Below are 14,792 nucleotides of genomic sequence, written 5' to 3'. Positions count from 1 at the left end.
GCAACCTTTGATATCAATATTCCGGCATAATAAGGAAGCTATTTTTTGTCTTTCCCGCGTAGGCGGGAATCCAAAATTATATCATAAACATTAATTTTACTAATGCATTGCATCTGCTGGATTAATTTTATTTTTTCCTTTTTTTATTAGAAAAATAATAGGAATACAGCATAAAAACATAATCCCGAGGTATAAGAAAATGTCCATGTAAGACATTACGGTGCTTTGTTTCATAACAGTATAATCGATGACTTGGTAAGCTTTGTTTAAAGCTTCGTTTGCGCTAAATCCTTTAGACATGAATCCTTTTTGTAAAAGTTGAATACGTTGTTGTACTTCTAATCTACTTCCGTCAAGATGAGGAAGCAAATCTACTCTGTGCTTCTGACTAAATCGTGTAATAAAAGTGGTAATAATCGCAATACCAAATGAACCTCCAAATTGTCTCATCATTCCAGTAAATGCTGCTCCTTCGCCAATATGTTTCCCTTTTAATGTTGATAAAGATAAAGTCGTAATTGGAACGAATAATAATCCCAAACCAATTCCTCTCAAAATTAATGGCCAATAGAAATGTTCTACTCCTGTATCTGTTGTCATGACGTTACGCATCCAAAAAGTAAAGAAAAAGAATACTAAAAATCCAACAGCAATCATATAACCTTGCGGAACGCCTTTTTGAATCATTCTTCCTACGAAAGGCATTAAAATCGCCGTTGTAATAGAACCAGGAATTAGTAATAATCCCGCATCAGTAGCTGTCCAACCTAATATTGATTGTGTATAAATTGGAATAATTAATGTAGATCCGTATAATCCGAACCCAAGGATAAATCCCATTAGAATTCCAATTCGCAAATTTCCATCTTTTAAAACACTTAGGTTTACAATTGGATGTTTGTAGTTTAGTTCTCTCCAAATAAATAGGAGTAAACCCGTGATTGAAACAACACTTAAAATGATAATTGTATTATTACTGAACCAATCATCTTGTTGACCGTGTTCTAAAACAAATTGTAAGGAACCAATAAATGCTGCTAAGAATAGAATTCCCCACCAATCTACTTGATTTGCTTTCAGTTTTTCACCATATTTTGGACTTCTCACGAAAGTTAAGGTCAAGAATGTAGCAATAATCCCCAATGGAATATTGATATAAAATATATAAGGCCAAGAAAAATGATCGACTAAATAACCACCCAATGGCGGACCTAAAGTAGGACCTACAATAACTCCCATTCCGTAAATTGCTTGTGCCATTCCACGTTTGGCCATAGGATAACTTTCGGTAATAATCGTTTGTGCGGTTACTAATAAAGCACCACCACCAAGTCCTTGAATAAATCTAAAGGCGACCAATTCCCATATATTGGAAGCATTTCCGCAAAGAAAAGAGGCTACCGTAAAAATAATGATGGATACTGCAAAATAATTTCGTCTTCCAAATTGTTGCGATAACCAACTTGTCATTGGGATTACAATAACATTTGCAATGGCGTATGCTGTAATTACCCAAGCGACATCAGTAAGAGTTGCGCCTAAACTTCCACGCATGTTGGTTAGTGCTACGTTTACGATTGTGGTGTCTACTATTTCCAGCAAAGCACAAAGTACTGCTGTTATGGTAATTATAATTCTTCGAAAGCCGTATTCTACTAAATCGTCTTCTGCTATAGTTGTTGTCATATTTTAATTGATAATGGATAATTAACAATTGATAATTTATAAACGGAATGTCCTTGCCCTGATAGTAGTGGAAATCCTTTTAAAATAATTTTGTACTTCGACAAGCTCAGTATGACAAAATTATTTTAAAAGATTGCAACGGATAGCAGGAATAGCTCCTAATAATTTTATTTTATGTGAACATCTACATCAACATTCATTCCCGGACGTAATAATTTTATTTTTGCCGCTTCATTAGTTGCATCGAGGCTAATTTTTACAGGCAAACGTTGTATTGTTTTAACGAAATTTCCCGTAGCATTATCTGGAGGCAAAATAGAAAAACGAGCACCAGTTGCTGGTGAAAAAGAAGTTATTGTTCCACTAAAATCTGTATCAGGAAAAGCATCTGCTTTTACAGTTACTTTTTGACCTTCAACCATTTTACTTAGTTGTGTTTCTTTAAAATTCGCAATTACCCAAACTTCCTGATTATTAATGATATAAAATAATGATTGTCCTGGTTGAATAAATTGTCCAGATTGAATGGCTATTTTAGATACTTGTCCGTCGATTGAAGCGGTGACAATAGTATAATTTAAGTTTAGTTTTGCGGCATCTAAAACTGCTTGCGCACGTTTTATATTTGCAGCAGATACTTCCGCTTGTTTTGATGATACATTAGATCTTGATGAAGCGACAGTTTTTTGATAATTAGAGGCTTTTTGTTGCTCTTGCAAAATTCTCAATTGGCTTTCTGCTTCTAATTTTGTTGCCTCTGCTTGCTCAAATTGTTGTTTTGTAATGGAATGATTTTTGTACAAATTATTGTATCGCTCGTAATCATTAACAGCTCTGTTTAATCTGATTTTTGCCGTTTCGATATTTCCGCTTGCAGATTGCACATTGGCGTCAGATACGGATACGTTTGCTTGTGCTGTTCCAATATCTGCTTTTGAAACTGCATAACCTTGTTCGGCACCAACTAAAGCTGCTTTTGCTTCTTCTATTTTTATGATATAATCTCTGTTATCTATAGTAAAAAGGGTATCTCCTTTTTTTACATATTGATTGTCTTTTACAAATAATTTAGTTATATAACCTGAAACCCTTGGAATTATAGGGTTCATGTTTTTTTCTATTTGGGCATCATCAGTAGTTTCGTGAGCTAAGGAATGCATGTATTTGTAAACTCCGTAAGTTCCTCCTAAAAGTATTAGAACTGAGAAAATAAGTATGAATTTTTTATTTGTTTGTTTCTTTCCCATGATGATGAAATATTTAGTTTTTAGATGAGTTGAATGAATTTATTAGTTTTCCTTCTGCAAATTGCAATTGGTAATATTTTAAAGCAATATCCGCTTGAGATAATGCCAGATTTATTTTGGTTTGTAGTTGTTGTACATCAGCTTCCAACAAATCATTGGTAGTAGATAAACTGTTGTCGTATTTGTCTTTTACAATTCGATAGTTTTCAGCTGCCTGTTCAGTTGCTTGTTTGTAAACCAAATTTTGTTTTAAAGAAAGATTATAGTTTTCTTGAGCTTCGTGCGTTTCTTCTTTTATTTTATCAGTTAAAATGGTAACCATTGTTTTGGTTTGTTCTGATTTACTTTTAGCCAATTTAACTTCTTTGCCATTTTTGAAAATAGAAGCTAAATCATAACTTAATCCTACACCAACATTCATCGCATTACTAACTTTTATGACATCTTTCAAATCGAAAGCTATATAACCACCTACTAATGCTAATGACGGATAATAACCACTTTTTGCTATTTTTATACCAGCTTCTGAAGCTTTTTGTTGGTAACTTAAGGCTTCCAAATCATTTCGTTGACCACTTGTTTTTATGCTTTGATTTTTTGTCATATCGCTTTTGATGGTTTCAATATCAATATCGATTTGAGTATTTTCTGGCAATTGTAAGACTGTAACCAATTGATAGTTAATTACATTTGCATTTTTTCTTGCTGTATCTAACGAAAGTTGAATATTTGATTCTTGTAATTGTGCTTTCAATAAATCATTTCGAGCCATCAATCCATTATCGACCATCGCAGAAAAATCTTTTGTACGTTGTTGTGCACTTTTTAAATTATCTTCAATAAGCGTAGCTGTTTGTTGTGATTGAAACAATTTTGCAAACAATTCGACCACATAAATACTCAATTGCTCTTTAGTATTTGTAGCATTTGTAGTTTCGGCTTTGTATAAATTTTCTGAAGCAGAAATGCTGTTTTTTAACTTAAATCCATTAAAAATTGGCATCGAAACATTGGCTTGTCCAAAAAGTAATGAACTCACATCAATTTTAGATGGAGAACCTCCAGTGCTCAGATTAGATTCAACATTTGCATTGGTTAAATGCAAATATTGTCCAGAAACTTTAAAACTCGGATATTGATTATTTTTCATGGTTTCCATTTCTAATTTAGAAGTGTTAACCTTCATATTGGCTAAAACAGCCTCATTACTTTTAGTTGTTACTAGAGAAATGGCTTCTTTTAGAGAGAGAATTTTTCTTTCTTGCGCATGTCCAATTGTTACTCCTAAAAAAGAAATGACAATTAATAATTTTGCTTTAATTTTCATAAACTAAAAGTGCTTTTATGGTTTGTTGTATGTGTTTTGTTAAATCGTTATGAATGTAATTATCAAAATCTTCGGAAGTTTTCAAGTTAAATAAATCAACATAAAAAGGCTTTGTCATCTGAAAATGAAAATAAGTTCCCATAATAGTTGGTGGAATTAAGGCAATGTTGACATTTTTGCTAAATAAACCTTTAGTTTGCCCTTCTTCAATAATATTTTTTAAAATCTGTAAATTGTATTTTTTAACTTCATTAAAAGCTTCATAATTAATATCTCTTTTTTTAGAAGTTATTTCAAAATGTATAATCTGATACATACCACAATTTTTGTTAATTTGGGTAATGTATAATTCGATTAATTTGTCAATTTTTTCAAAAGGAGATAGATTTTCTTTGTGAAGATTTTCTATTTGTAACTGTAATCCGGAAATTCGGTTGATGATTAATGCTTCTAGTAATTTTTCTTTCGATCCAAAGTAATACGAAATCATAGCAATATTAATATTAGCTTCTTTAGCTATATCCCTTATAGATGTTCCATCAAAACCATGTTCGGAAAATAGCTTTTCTGCTACTAAAAGAATTTCAATTTGTTTGTCATTAAAATCGGTCATGAGTATGATTTTTTATAAATCGATACAAATTTAAACATTCGTTTAAATTAAACGTTTGTTTAATTTTTAATTAACTTTTTTTTAACAAATTTGTTTTTACCCTTTTTCAAAGTTTTAAACTTTGAAAAAGGGTTTTTATTTAATTAATTTCTGAAATGAATTTAGGAATGCTAGAAACTCCGTTTTCTGTCAATTTTTTGATAAAAGCACTTCCAATAATGGCGCCTTTGCCAAATTTTGTAGCCTGATTGAATGTTTCTTTATTATTAATACCAAAACCTACAATTTGTGGATTTTTAAGATTCATTTCTGAAATTCTTTTGAAATAGTTGGTTTGAATTGTTCCAAATCCATCGGAATTTCCTGTTACCGAAGCCGAAGAAACCATATATATAAAACCGTTTGATACAGAATCGATATATCTAATTCGTTCTTCGGAAGTTTGTGGCGTTATTAAAAACACATTTATTAAGCCGTATTTCTCGAAAGTTTCTTTGTAGTTTTCGGCATAAATATCGACTGGTAAATCTGGAATTATAAGTCCATCAATTCCTGTTTTTTGACATTCTTTGCAAAAAGCTTCTATTCCATATTGTAAAATCGGGTTGAAATATCCCATAATTACTAACGGAATTTTTACGGTTTGACGAATATTTTCTAATTGTTCGAAAAGTAATTTTGTAGTCATTCCATTTTCTAAAGCTTTAGTCGAACTTTCTTGAATAGTTGGACCATCGGCTAAAGGATCACTAAATGGCAAACCAATTTCTATCATATCAACTCCAGATTTTTCTAAATCTTGAATAATTTGAACGGTATCATTTAAGTTAGGATATCCCGCCGAAAAATAAATGGAAAGTATCTTTTTGTCTTCTTGTAATTTTTGATTTATTCTGTTCATTTTTTTATCATTTATTAAGACCTGACAGGTTTTTAAAACCTGTCAGGTCTTTTAGTTTTTTTGTGATATGCCCCAACTATAATTTAAAATAATCGATATAGGTATTTAAATCCTTGTCACCACGACCAGAAAGATTGATGACAACAATATCGGTCGGTTTGAATTTTTTCTTGTCTAAAACTGCAAAAGCATGTGCAGTTTCTATAGCTGGGATAATACCTTCGGTTTGAGACATTTTTATACCCCAATCCATAGCTTCTTCATCTGTAATTGAGATAAATTCAGCTCTTTTTGTTTCGAATAAATGAGCATGCATAGGACCAACTCCTGGATAATCTAATCCTGCGGAAATAGAATAGGGTTCGGTAATTTGTCCGTCAGGACTTTGCATTAACAGCGTTTTACTTCCGTGAATAATTCCAATTTTGCCTAATGCGGAAGTGGCAGCACTTTCACCAGAATCGATACCTTTTCCAGCAGCTTCGACAGCAATTATGTTTACTTCTTTTTCGTCAAGAAAATGATAGAAAGTACCTGCTGCATTGCTTCCGCCACCTACGCAAGCAATAACATAATCAGGGTTTTCTTGATCTTCTTTTTCTAATAATTGCGTCTTTATTTCTTCTGAAATGACACTTTGAAAACGCGCCACCATATCTGGATAAGGATGCGGACCAACTACGGATCCAATAATGTAATAAGTATCTATTGGGTTATTTATCCAATCTCGAATGGCTTCGTTTGTGGCGTCTTTTAGGGTTTTTGAACCTGATGTTGCGGGACGTACTTCGGCACCTAACATTTTCATTCTCGCTACGTTTGGTGCTTGTCTTTTGATGTCGATTTCGCCCATATAAACAATACATTGCAAACCCATGAGTGCACAAACCGTAGCAGTTGCAACTCCGTGTTGTCCTGCACCTGTTTCGGCAATAATACGGGTTTTACCCAATCGTTTTGCTAATAGAATTTGCCCAATCGTATTGTTGACTTTGTGTGCGCCTGTATGACACAAATCTTCTCTTTTTAGGTAAATTTTTGTGTTGTATTCTGCTGATAATCTTTCAGCAAAATAGAGTGGAGTAGGTCGACCTACATAATCTTTTAACAGCTCGTGAAATTCTTTTTGAAATTCAGGTTCAGCTGTTATCTTCAGATAATTTTGTCTTAATTCTTCTACATTTGGATAGAGCATTTCGGGAATATATGCCCCTCCAAAATTACCGTAAAATCCTTTTTCGTTAACGTGAAAACTCATTGTGTTTAAAGTTTAAATGTTTAATGTTTGCAAGTTATTCTTGAAACTTTTTAATAATTTAATATTTTTTAATCCTGGTTCAATTTCAAATTTACTGTTTACATCGATGGCATAAATAGGTAAATTTAATTTTTTAATATCTTCAATATCATTTAATCCGATTCCTCCACTAAGGAAAAATGGTTTTGTCAATTTGTAATGATGTAATATTTGCCAATTGAAAGTTATTCCGTTTCCGCCAGGTAATTTTCCTTTGGTATCAAATAGAAAATAATCGCAAGCATTTTCAAATGGTTCTAATGAAGAAAAATTAAAATCATCATTTACAGAAAAAACTTTGATGATTTCAATGTTTTCAATCTTTAAACTTCTACAAAATTCAGGACTTTCATCACCATGTAATTGAATAATATCTAAATCGTATTTTTTTATTTTTGAAATTATTTCTTCTACAGTTGCATCAACAAAAACGCCTATTTTTTTTATTGATTTATTGATTTTTGGAATTTCTCCATCAAAATAACGACTGGATTTCTCCCAGAAAATAAAGCCTAAATACTCTGGAAGTAATTGGCTTACTTCGAGAATGTTTTCAGAATATTTCATGCCGCAGATTTTAAGTTTCATCTCTTTAATTTATAATTGTTTTATAAAATTTGAAGCAGCTTTTCCTGGATTGTCTGTTTTCATAAAATTTTCGCCTACAAGAAATCCTTTATAACCGTACGATTTCAATTCGTTGATGGCTTCGATGGAAGAAATACCACTTTCAGAAACTTTTACAAACTCATCAGGAATTTCTGAAGCTAATTCTTTGCTAAAATCTAAACTGACTTCGAATGTTTTGAGATTGCGATTGTTTACGCCAATCATGTCTAAAGTGGGCATTATCGATTTATGTAATTCCTCGAGATTATGAACTTCTAGCAAAACTTCTAGACCTAATGATTGAGCAAATTCAGATAAATTTTTAATTTCCTCACGAGTTAAAACCGCAGCGATGAGCAAAATTAAATCGGCTCCATGAGCTTTAGCTTCCAGTATTTGATATTCATCAATAACAAATTCTTTTCGCAAAAGCGGAATACTTACAGAAGCTCTAGCTAATACTAAATCATCTAAAGAACCACCAAAATATTTTCCGTCTGTTAGTACAGAAATTCCACAAACACCAGCATTTTGATACCCTTTAACCACTTCTTCTACCGAAAAACTATAATTTATTTCGGCTTTAGACGGAGAACGTCTTTTGTGTTCTGCGATAATTCCAGAATTACTATTTCGTAAAATTTTACTCAATGAAATGGTTCTACTTCCAAAAAGCACCGAATTTTCTAATTGTGAAACTGGAATGATTAACTTTTTGAGTGCAACTTCATTTCTTTTGTCGAAGATGATTTTATCTAATATATTCATTTTTTATAAACTTAATTGTTGTAATTTTTTCAGTGCTTCTAATCCTTTACCAGATAATAAACTTTCTTTGGCTAATACGAATCCTTGTAATGGAGTTAGATTATTTACTGTTGCAATTGCCATTCCAGCATTGGCACAAACTACATTGTTCTGTGCTTCGGTTCCTTTTCCTGAAATAATAGTAAGAAATATTTTTGCCGATTCTTCTATGGTTTTTCCACCTTGAATATCCGTTTGGGATAAAAGATTCACTCCAAAATCTTCTGGTTTTAGCATTCCTTCCATTTTATTGGTAATGGTTTTAGTAATTCCAGTTAAAGAAATTTCATCATAACCATCTAAACTGTGTAAAATGGTATAGTTGGTTTGGGTATTTTGATACAAATAACTGTACATTCTAGCCAATTCGAGATTGAAAACACCAACCAATTGATTTTTAGGAAAACTTGGATTTACCATTGGTCCCAACATATTAAAAAAGGTTTTTACAGCTAGCTCTTTTCTTATTGGCGCTACGTTTTTCATGGCTGGATGAAATAGTGGCGCATGTAAAACACAAATTCCAGCTTCGTCAATGCATTTTTCTAAAAAATCAGGATCATTACTAAATTTTACTCCTAAATTTTCCATAACGTTGCTTGAACCAGAAATAGATGAAACGCCATAATTGCCATGTTTTGCTACTTTTATTCCAGCTCCAGCAGTTACAAAAGAAGCTAATGTTGAAATATTGAAAGTGTCTTTCCCATCACCACCTGTTCCACACAAATCGATGGTATTATAAGCAGATAAATCGATTGGAATACACAGTTCTAATAACGCTTCTCGGAATCCTGCGAGTTCATCGATAGTGATGTTTCGCATCATATAAACAGTCAGAAAACTAGCAATTTGACTCGGATTGTAACTTCCGTTAGAAATATTGACCAATATAATTTTTGCTTCTTGTTTAGAAAGTGTTTCGTGGTTGATGAGTCTGTTGAGTATATTTTTCATTTTAATGGTATACGGATAATATGGGTTTTAGCTTATTTAGACGGATTTTTTAAACTTGAAATATTTAATTTTTAACCCAATTTTCTAGGATTTTTTTGCCATTCGGTGTTAATACACTTTCTGGGTGAAATTGTACGCCACGAACATCGTAAGTTTTATGACGCAAAGACATAATTTGCCCGTTTTCATCAGTTGAAGTGATTTCTAATACATCTGGAAAATCAACAGTATTTACAACCCAAGAATGATAACGACCCACTTCGATTTGCTTTTCTAGACCATCAAAAAGACTTTCATTATCAACTAGAATATTCACATTGGTAGCCACGCCGTGATATACTTTTTCAAGATTAATTAGGCTACCACCAAAAACTTCTCCAATAGCTTGCTGTCCTAAACAAACACCTAAAATGCTTTTTGTAGCGGCATACGTTCTGATGACTTCTTTGAGTAAGCCAGCTTCATCTGGTATTCCGGGACCTGGAGAAAGTAATATTTTATCGAAGTTTTTTATTTCATCAATATCAAATTCATCATTGCGATATACGGTTACTTCGCAGTTTAAATCTTCGAGATAATGAACTAAATTGTAAGTGAAACTATCGTAATTGTCTATGACTAGTATTTTTTTCATTGTCTTAAATTTAAATTTTTTCTGCTATTTCTAATGCTTTATCTAAAGCTGCTAACTTATTATATACTTCTTGTAATTCGCTTTCTTCATCTGAATTTGCTACAATTCCAGCACCAGCTTGGTAATGTAATTGGTGATTTTTACTTAAAAAAGTTCGAATCATAATGGCATGGTTAAAGTTACCCTCAAAATCCATAAAACCAATTGCACCACCATAAAAATTTCTATTGGTGTTTTCATATTTTTCTATGAGTTGCATGGCTTTGTGTTTTGGTGCGCCAGATAAAGTTCCTGCAGGAAAAGTATCAGCTACAACTTTCATTGTAGAAGATTTTTCGTGTATTTGCCCTGTAACTTTAGATACCAAATGAATTACATGGGAAAAAAACTGTACTTCACGATATTTTTCTACTTTCACCTGATGACTTTGTCTGCTTAAATCATTTCGAGCCAAATCGACTAACATCACATGTTCGGCATTCTCTTTTACATCTTCAGATAAACTTTTAGCTAAAATGGCATCTTGTTCGTCATTTCCAGTTCGTTTGAAAGTACCTGCAATGGGATGAATTTCGGCTTTTCGATCTTTTATTACCAATTGTGCTTCGGGTGATGAACCCATGATTTTGAAATCGCCATAATCAAAAAAGAATAAATAGGGTGAAGGATTAATACTTCGTAAAGCACGATAAACATTGAATTCATCACCTTTAAACCCTTGTGTAAACCGTCTTGATAATACCAATTGAAAAACATCGCCACGGTAACAATGTTTTTTGGCTAAAGCCACATTTTCTTTGAAATCTTCATCAGTTAAATTTGATTTTTTAGCATCAGTTTTAATAAAAGAGTAAGCTGGTAAATTACGTGTTTGTAATAATTGCTCGATTTCATTAATATTATTTTCATCATTTAATGAATGACAAAAAATATACGCTTCGTTTTTGAAATGATTAATCGCAATGATGTTTTGATATACAGCATAGTAAATATCTGGAATTTGTAAATCGTTTTCTTTTTTTGAAATTTCTATTTTTTCGAAATAACGTACTGCATCATAAGAAATATAACCAAACAATCCATTGTTTATGAATTTGAAATCATTGTTTTCCGATTTGAATTGAGATGTAAATCTTTCAATTTCGTTTGGAATATTGGTTTGATTATTTATTTCAATTTTATCAGAAGTTCCATCAGGAAAGGATTTTAAAATAGTTTCATTTTCTATTTTTATCGAAGCAATTGGATTACAACAGATATACGAAAAGCTATTGTCATTAGCATGATAATCACTACTTTCTAACAATAAGCTGTTAGGAAATTTGTCACGAATTTTTAGGTAAATACTTACTGGCGTGATAGTATCAGCAAGGATTTGTTTGAATTGAGTTTTAAGATTATAAGTTTTCATAATGATATTTTAGTTTTTTGCATAAAAAAAAGGCTTGTCGTGAATGACAAGCCTTTTTATATATTTTGAGTTTTAAAAAATACAATATAGAGGATTAGTTCACGACGTTTGACGTAAATTGTTCCACCACCAAGTATTGTTTAAAAAAATGTTCATATTCTTAATTGAGTGTCAAAAGTACTAATTTTATTTTTACCTGCAAGTATTCTTTCATTTTTTTATTAAAATAAAAAACCTCGAAGTTTGCTCGACGAGGTTTGTATTGTGTTTGTGAGATAATTAAAATTTCAAGTTTACTTTCAATTCAAATTCATCATCAATTGCTTTGTCAGCTAATGCTCCAAAGTTTTTAGAACCATATTTGATGTCATATTTAGTTCTGTCGACCATAAATTTTGCTGTTGCAACACCTTTATTAGCTACTAAATCGAAAGTTACTGGAGCAGTTTTTCCTTTAATAGTCAAATCGGCAGTAACGGTATATGTGTTTTTTGATTTTACACCAATACTTTTGAATACTAATGTTGCAGTTGGATTCGCTTCTACACCAAAGAAATCATCAGCTTTTAAGTGCCCGTCTAATTTTCCTTTCCATTCACCTTCTAAATCCGTTGTGTTTATAGTTTTCATGTCAACAACGAAGTTTCCACCAACTATTTTTGAACCTTTTAATATTAAAGCACCTTCTTTTATTGCAATATCGCCATTGTGTTGACCACCTACTTTTTTAGCCAACCAAAGCACTTTGCTTTTAGAAACGTCTACTTTTTTTGTTATTTGAGCTGAAGCTGTCATTGTGCTTACTGCTACGATTACTGCTAATGCAATTGATTTTAAATTTTTCATTTGTTTTAAATTTTGAATTGTTAATAATTAAATAGTTATAAATAAGTCTTCTTTAGATTTTCTAACTTTTTTGTAATGTTGTGTGGCATCTTCATCATGGCGATATCCTACTGCCGCTACAAGTGCTGCATTAAGATTTAGTTTGTCTAAGCCTAAGATTTCATTATATTGTTTTGGGTCGAATCCCTCCATTGGAGTGACATCTATTTTTAGTTCGGCAGCTGCATTAAGCAAGTTTCCCAAAGCTAAGTAAGTTTGTTTTGCTGTCCAAATATTTTTTGCTTCTTCAGGTAACGGAGTTATTGCACCTTTCATAAAATCGGCATAGCCAGATAATGCATCGATTGGTAAATTTCTAGTTTGAGCAATATTTTGTATGTAAGAATCTATTTCTGTTTCTCCAACATTGGTTTGATTTGCAAAAATGAATAGATGTGATGCATCAACAATTTGAGATTGTCCCCAAGAGGCTGGTTGCAATTTTGATCTTATTTCTGGATTTTCAACAATGATAATTTTATAAAGTTGTAAACCGTATGAAGAAGAACTCAATCGAATTGCTTCTTTAAGAGTTTCTATATCTTTTGTTGATATTTTTTTAGTTGTATCAAATTTTTTAGTGGCATAACGCCAATTCTGATGTTCAATAAATGTACTCATAATTAATTTCGGTATTTTTCTAATAAATTGTTTAATTGTTCTAATTCTTCGACTGTTAGTTTGTTTGCAAAATGATTTTCGTGTTCTATAATAATAGGATCAAGTTCTGCAAGTACATCTAATCCTTTTTGGGTAATTAGTATTTCTATTTTTCTTCTATTTGCAGGACATTCGTTGCGAGTAACCATTTGTTTTAGGAGTAATTTGTCTATTAATCTTGTGGTGTTACTGTTTTTTGCAATCATTCTTTCCTGTATATCACACATATTTACAGGTTTACCTTTTTGTCCTCTTAATATTCTCAAAACATTATACTGTTCTCCGGATAAATCATAAGGTTTTATTAATTCTTGAAAATTATCATGCAAAACATTTTTTGTATATGAAATATTAAGCAGTACTTTTTTAGCAATATCCATTGGAATGGTACTTTTTATTTCATCTTCTATTTTCATAGTTTCTATAACTAAATTTGTATATACAAATGTAGTGCTATTTTTCATTTGTATATACAAATGTGTATTAATTTTTTGTTAAATTATTTTTTAACAAATTTTGTATTAGATTTTATTATTTTTGATAAAAAAATAAAAGAAATGAATTTATCACAAGAAGCGTGGTGGACAAAAGCCCAAGAAGACGAAAATGCAGTAATCTTAGATGTTCGTACCGAAGATGAATGCAATGAAGGAATTATTCCAAACGCAATAACTATAGATATATATAAAGGACAAGGATTTATTTATAAAATTCAAGAGCTAGACAAATCGAAAAATTATTACGTGTATTGCAAAGCAGGAGGAAGAAGTGCGCAGGCTTGTAATATTATGAACCAAATGGGTTTTGAAACTACTTATAATCTTTTAGGTGGCATGATGGAATGGAATGGCCCTGTTGAAATAAAAGAGTAAAAAAAAGGCTTTTAGAAAATCTTTCTAAAAGCCTTTTTCTTAAATTTAATATTTTAAACTGTTCTCTGAACCACTTCAAAAATAGTTCCGTCTTCACATTTTAATGTTTTCGACGGATATTTCATTAGCAAAGCATAATCATGAGTTGCCATGATAATTGTTTTGCCTTGAGCGTTTATCTTTTTTAGTAATTCTAGAATTTCACCACTGGTTTGTGGGTCAAGATTTCCAGTAGGTTCATCGGCAAGAATCAATTCAGGGTCGTTTAACAAAGCTCGAGCAATAGCAACACATTGTTGTTCTCCACCAGAAAGTTGGTGTGGCATTTTGTTTGCCATACTAAACATACCTACTTTTTTAAGTACTTCTTCTACTTTATTATCCATTTCTTGTATGTCAATCCAACCTGTTGCTTTTAGTACAAAAAGTAAATTGTTAGCTACTGTTCTGTCTGGTAATAATTTAAAATCCTGAAAAACCATACCAATTTTTCGACGCAAATATGGAATATCTTGGTCTATTAGCCCGTTCAAATCATAATCTACAATAGTTCCTTCGCCATCAGTAAGAGGTAAATCACCATAAAGTGTCTTCATAAAACTACTTTTTCCAGAACCGGTTTTACCTATTATATAAATAAATTCGCCTGGATTTACACTCAGATTTATATCGGAAATAATCTTATTTCCAGATTGGTATATGTTTACGTCTTGAAGTGATAAAATGGTTTTTGACATTTTTTGTAGAATTTTATTTCGTAAAAGTAGTAAGTTATGTTTCTTATTCAAAATAAAATTTGAGTTGTTATTCAATTTTGGATACTAAACCCCAATTTTACTCGTTTTAAGAATAAGAAACTACTATATTTGAAATTCTAAATAAGTTA

Annotated in this window: 16 protein-coding genes; 1 reads left to right on the top strand and 15 read right to left on the bottom strand. The window is 31.6% G+C overall.

Annotated elements, in window-relative coordinates; translation table 11 throughout:
- Positions 1 to 99 precede the first annotated feature (99 nt).
- From ACH2BP_RS10875 to ACH2BP_RS10810, 14 genes are all read right to left on the bottom strand, one after another.
- A complete protein-coding gene (locus ACH2BP_RS10875; RefSeq protein WP_395059790.1) occupies positions 100 to 1,686 on the bottom strand; it encodes an MDR family MFS transporter in 1,587 nt (528 codons plus the stop codon).
- Between the two features lie 167 nt (positions 1,687 to 1,853).
- The gene (locus ACH2BP_RS10870; RefSeq protein WP_395059788.1) at positions 1,854 to 2,933 is read right to left on the bottom strand and encodes an HlyD family secretion protein; all 1,080 of its coding nucleotides are present in this window, start codon (positions 2,931 to 2,933) and stop codon (positions 1,854 to 1,856) included.
- 13 nt (positions 2,934 to 2,946) lie between these two features.
- A complete protein-coding gene (locus ACH2BP_RS10865) occupies positions 2,947 to 4,260 on the bottom strand; it encodes a TolC family protein (protein ID WP_395059786.1) in 1,314 nt (437 codons plus the stop codon).
- Positions 4,250 to 4,873: a TetR/AcrR family transcriptional regulator gene (locus ACH2BP_RS10860; protein ID WP_395059784.1), complete on the bottom strand. Its 624-nt coding sequence runs from the start codon at positions 4,871 to 4,873 to the stop codon at positions 4,250 to 4,252. Before ACH2BP_RS10860 ends, ACH2BP_RS10865 begins: the two co-directional genes overlap by 11 nt.
- A gap of 139 nt (positions 4,874 to 5,012) precedes the next feature.
- Positions 5,013 to 5,774 carry a tryptophan synthase subunit alpha gene (gene trpA, locus ACH2BP_RS10855; RefSeq protein ID WP_395059782.1) on the bottom strand — a complete coding sequence of 254 codons (762 nt, stop codon included), beginning with the start codon at positions 5,772 to 5,774 and terminating at the stop codon, positions 5,013 to 5,015.
- A 76-nt stretch (positions 5,775 to 5,850) separates the two neighbouring features.
- Positions 5,851 to 7,032, bottom strand: coding sequence for a tryptophan synthase subunit beta (trpB, locus tag ACH2BP_RS10850; RefSeq protein ID WP_394758787.1), 1,182 nt, complete (start codon positions 7,030 to 7,032; stop codon positions 5,851 to 5,853).
- Between the two features lie 12 nt (positions 7,033 to 7,044).
- Positions 7,045 to 7,638 (bottom strand): phosphoribosylanthranilate isomerase, encoded by a 594-nt coding sequence (locus tag ACH2BP_RS10845; RefSeq protein WP_395059780.1) that lies wholly within the window; start codon positions 7,636 to 7,638, stop codon positions 7,045 to 7,047.
- Positions 7,639 to 7,668: 30 nt separating this feature from the next.
- Positions 7,669 to 8,448 carry an indole-3-glycerol phosphate synthase TrpC gene (gene trpC / locus ACH2BP_RS10840; RefSeq protein ID WP_395059778.1) on the bottom strand — a complete coding sequence of 260 codons (780 nt, stop codon included), beginning with the start codon at positions 8,446 to 8,448 and terminating at the stop codon, positions 7,669 to 7,671.
- A 3-nt stretch (positions 8,449 to 8,451) separates the two neighbouring features.
- Entirely contained in the window at positions 8,452 to 9,444 is a 993-nt protein-coding gene (gene trpD / locus ACH2BP_RS10835) for an anthranilate phosphoribosyltransferase (RefSeq protein WP_395059776.1), read from the bottom strand.
- 64 nt (positions 9,445 to 9,508) lie between these two features.
- Positions 9,509 to 10,078, bottom strand: coding sequence for an anthranilate synthase component II (locus ACH2BP_RS10830; protein ID WP_395059774.1), 570 nt, complete (start codon positions 10,076 to 10,078; stop codon positions 9,509 to 9,511).
- A 10-nt stretch (positions 10,079 to 10,088) separates the two neighbouring features.
- Positions 10,089 to 11,489, bottom strand: a complete 1,401-nt coding sequence (locus ACH2BP_RS10825) for an anthranilate synthase component I family protein (RefSeq protein WP_395059772.1) — start codon at positions 11,487 to 11,489, stop codon at positions 10,089 to 10,091.
- A 279-nt stretch (positions 11,490 to 11,768) separates the two neighbouring features.
- Complete coding sequence (locus ACH2BP_RS10820; protein WP_395059770.1) at positions 11,769 to 12,335, bottom strand: YceI family protein; 567 nt, start codon at positions 12,333 to 12,335, stop codon at positions 11,769 to 11,771.
- Between the two features lie 27 nt (positions 12,336 to 12,362).
- Entirely contained in the window at positions 12,363 to 12,995 is a 633-nt protein-coding gene (locus tag ACH2BP_RS10815; protein ID WP_395059768.1) for an NAD(P)H-dependent oxidoreductase, read from the bottom strand.
- 2 nt (positions 12,996 to 12,997) lie between these two features.
- Entirely contained in the window at positions 12,998 to 13,450 is a 453-nt protein-coding gene (locus ACH2BP_RS10810; protein ID WP_395059792.1) for a MarR family winged helix-turn-helix transcriptional regulator, read from the bottom strand.
- A gap of 141 nt (positions 13,451 to 13,591) precedes the next feature.
- On the opposite strand from ACH2BP_RS10810, the gene ACH2BP_RS10805 reads away from it, so the two are divergent.
- Positions 13,592 to 13,906 carry a rhodanese-like domain-containing protein gene (locus ACH2BP_RS10805; RefSeq protein WP_395059766.1) on the top strand — a complete coding sequence of 105 codons (315 nt, stop codon included), beginning with the start codon at positions 13,592 to 13,594 and terminating at the stop codon, positions 13,904 to 13,906.
- 53 nt (positions 13,907 to 13,959) lie between these two features.
- Here the strand turns inward: ACH2BP_RS10805 and ACH2BP_RS10800 are convergent, their stop codons facing one another.
- A complete protein-coding gene (locus ACH2BP_RS10800) occupies positions 13,960 to 14,643 on the bottom strand; it encodes a cell division ATP-binding protein FtsE (RefSeq protein ID WP_395059764.1) in 684 nt (227 codons plus the stop codon).
- Between the last annotated feature and the right edge of the window lie 149 nt (positions 14,644 to 14,792).

The organism is Flavobacterium sp., assembly GCF_043756175.1.
Lineage (GTDB): Bacteria > Bacteroidota > Bacteroidia > Flavobacteriales > Flavobacteriaceae > Flavobacterium.
Note: the sequence above shows the minus strand (reverse complement) of the source record. Positions and strands in the feature narration are given on the sequence as shown.

What these genes read in the sequence shown, in the direction of transcription:
- ACH2BP_RS10875 (WP_395059790.1), bottom strand. Translation starts at nt 1,686, where the DNA reads ATGACAACAACTATAGCAGAAGACGATTTAGTAGAATACGGCTTTCGA.
- ACH2BP_RS10870 (WP_395059788.1), bottom strand. Translation starts at nt 2,933, where the DNA reads ATGGGAAAGAAACAAACAAATAAAAAATTCATACTTATTTTCTCAGTT.
- ACH2BP_RS10865 (WP_395059786.1), bottom strand. Translation starts at nt 4,260, where the DNA reads ATGAAAATTAAAGCAAAATTATTAATTGTCATTTCTTTTTTAGGAGTA.
- ACH2BP_RS10860 (WP_395059784.1), bottom strand. Translation starts at nt 4,873, where the DNA reads ATGACCGATTTTAATGACAAACAAATTGAAATTCTTTTAGTAGCAGAA.
- trpA (WP_395059782.1), bottom strand. Translation starts at nt 5,774, where the DNA reads ATGAACAGAATAAATCAAAAATTACAAGAAGACAAAAAGATACTTTCC.
- trpB (WP_394758787.1), bottom strand. Translation starts at nt 7,032, where the DNA reads ATGAGTTTTCACGTTAACGAAAAAGGATTTTACGGTAATTTTGGAGGG.
- ACH2BP_RS10845 (WP_395059780.1), bottom strand. Translation starts at nt 7,638, where the DNA reads ATGAAATATTCTGAAAACATTCTCGAAGTAAGCCAATTACTTCCAGAG.
- trpC (WP_395059778.1), bottom strand. Translation starts at nt 8,448, where the DNA reads ATGAATATATTAGATAAAATCATCTTCGACAAAAGAAATGAAGTTGCA.
- trpD (WP_395059776.1), bottom strand. Translation starts at nt 9,444, where the DNA reads ATGAAAAATATACTCAACAGACTCATCAACCACGAAACACTTTCTAAA.
- ACH2BP_RS10830 (WP_395059774.1), bottom strand. Translation starts at nt 10,078, where the DNA reads ATGAAAAAAATACTAGTCATAGACAATTACGATAGTTTCACTTACAAT.
- ACH2BP_RS10825 (WP_395059772.1), bottom strand. Translation starts at nt 11,489, where the DNA reads ATGAAAACTTATAATCTTAAAACTCAATTCAAACAAATCCTTGCTGAT.
- ACH2BP_RS10820 (WP_395059770.1), bottom strand. Translation starts at nt 12,335, where the DNA reads ATGAAAAATTTAAAATCAATTGCATTAGCAGTAATCGTAGCAGTAAGC.
- ACH2BP_RS10815 (WP_395059768.1), bottom strand. Translation starts at nt 12,995, where the DNA reads ATGAGTACATTTATTGAACATCAGAATTGGCGTTATGCCACTAAAAAA.
- ACH2BP_RS10810 (WP_395059792.1), bottom strand. Translation starts at nt 13,450, where the DNA reads ATGAAAATAGAAGATGAAATAAAAAGTACCATTCCAATGGATATTGCT.
- ACH2BP_RS10805 (WP_395059766.1), top strand. Translation starts at nt 13,592, where the DNA reads ATGAATTTATCACAAGAAGCGTGGTGGACAAAAGCCCAAGAAGACGAA.
- ACH2BP_RS10800 (WP_395059764.1), bottom strand. Translation starts at nt 14,643, where the DNA reads ATGTCAAAAACCATTTTATCACTTCAAGACGTAAACATATACCAATCT.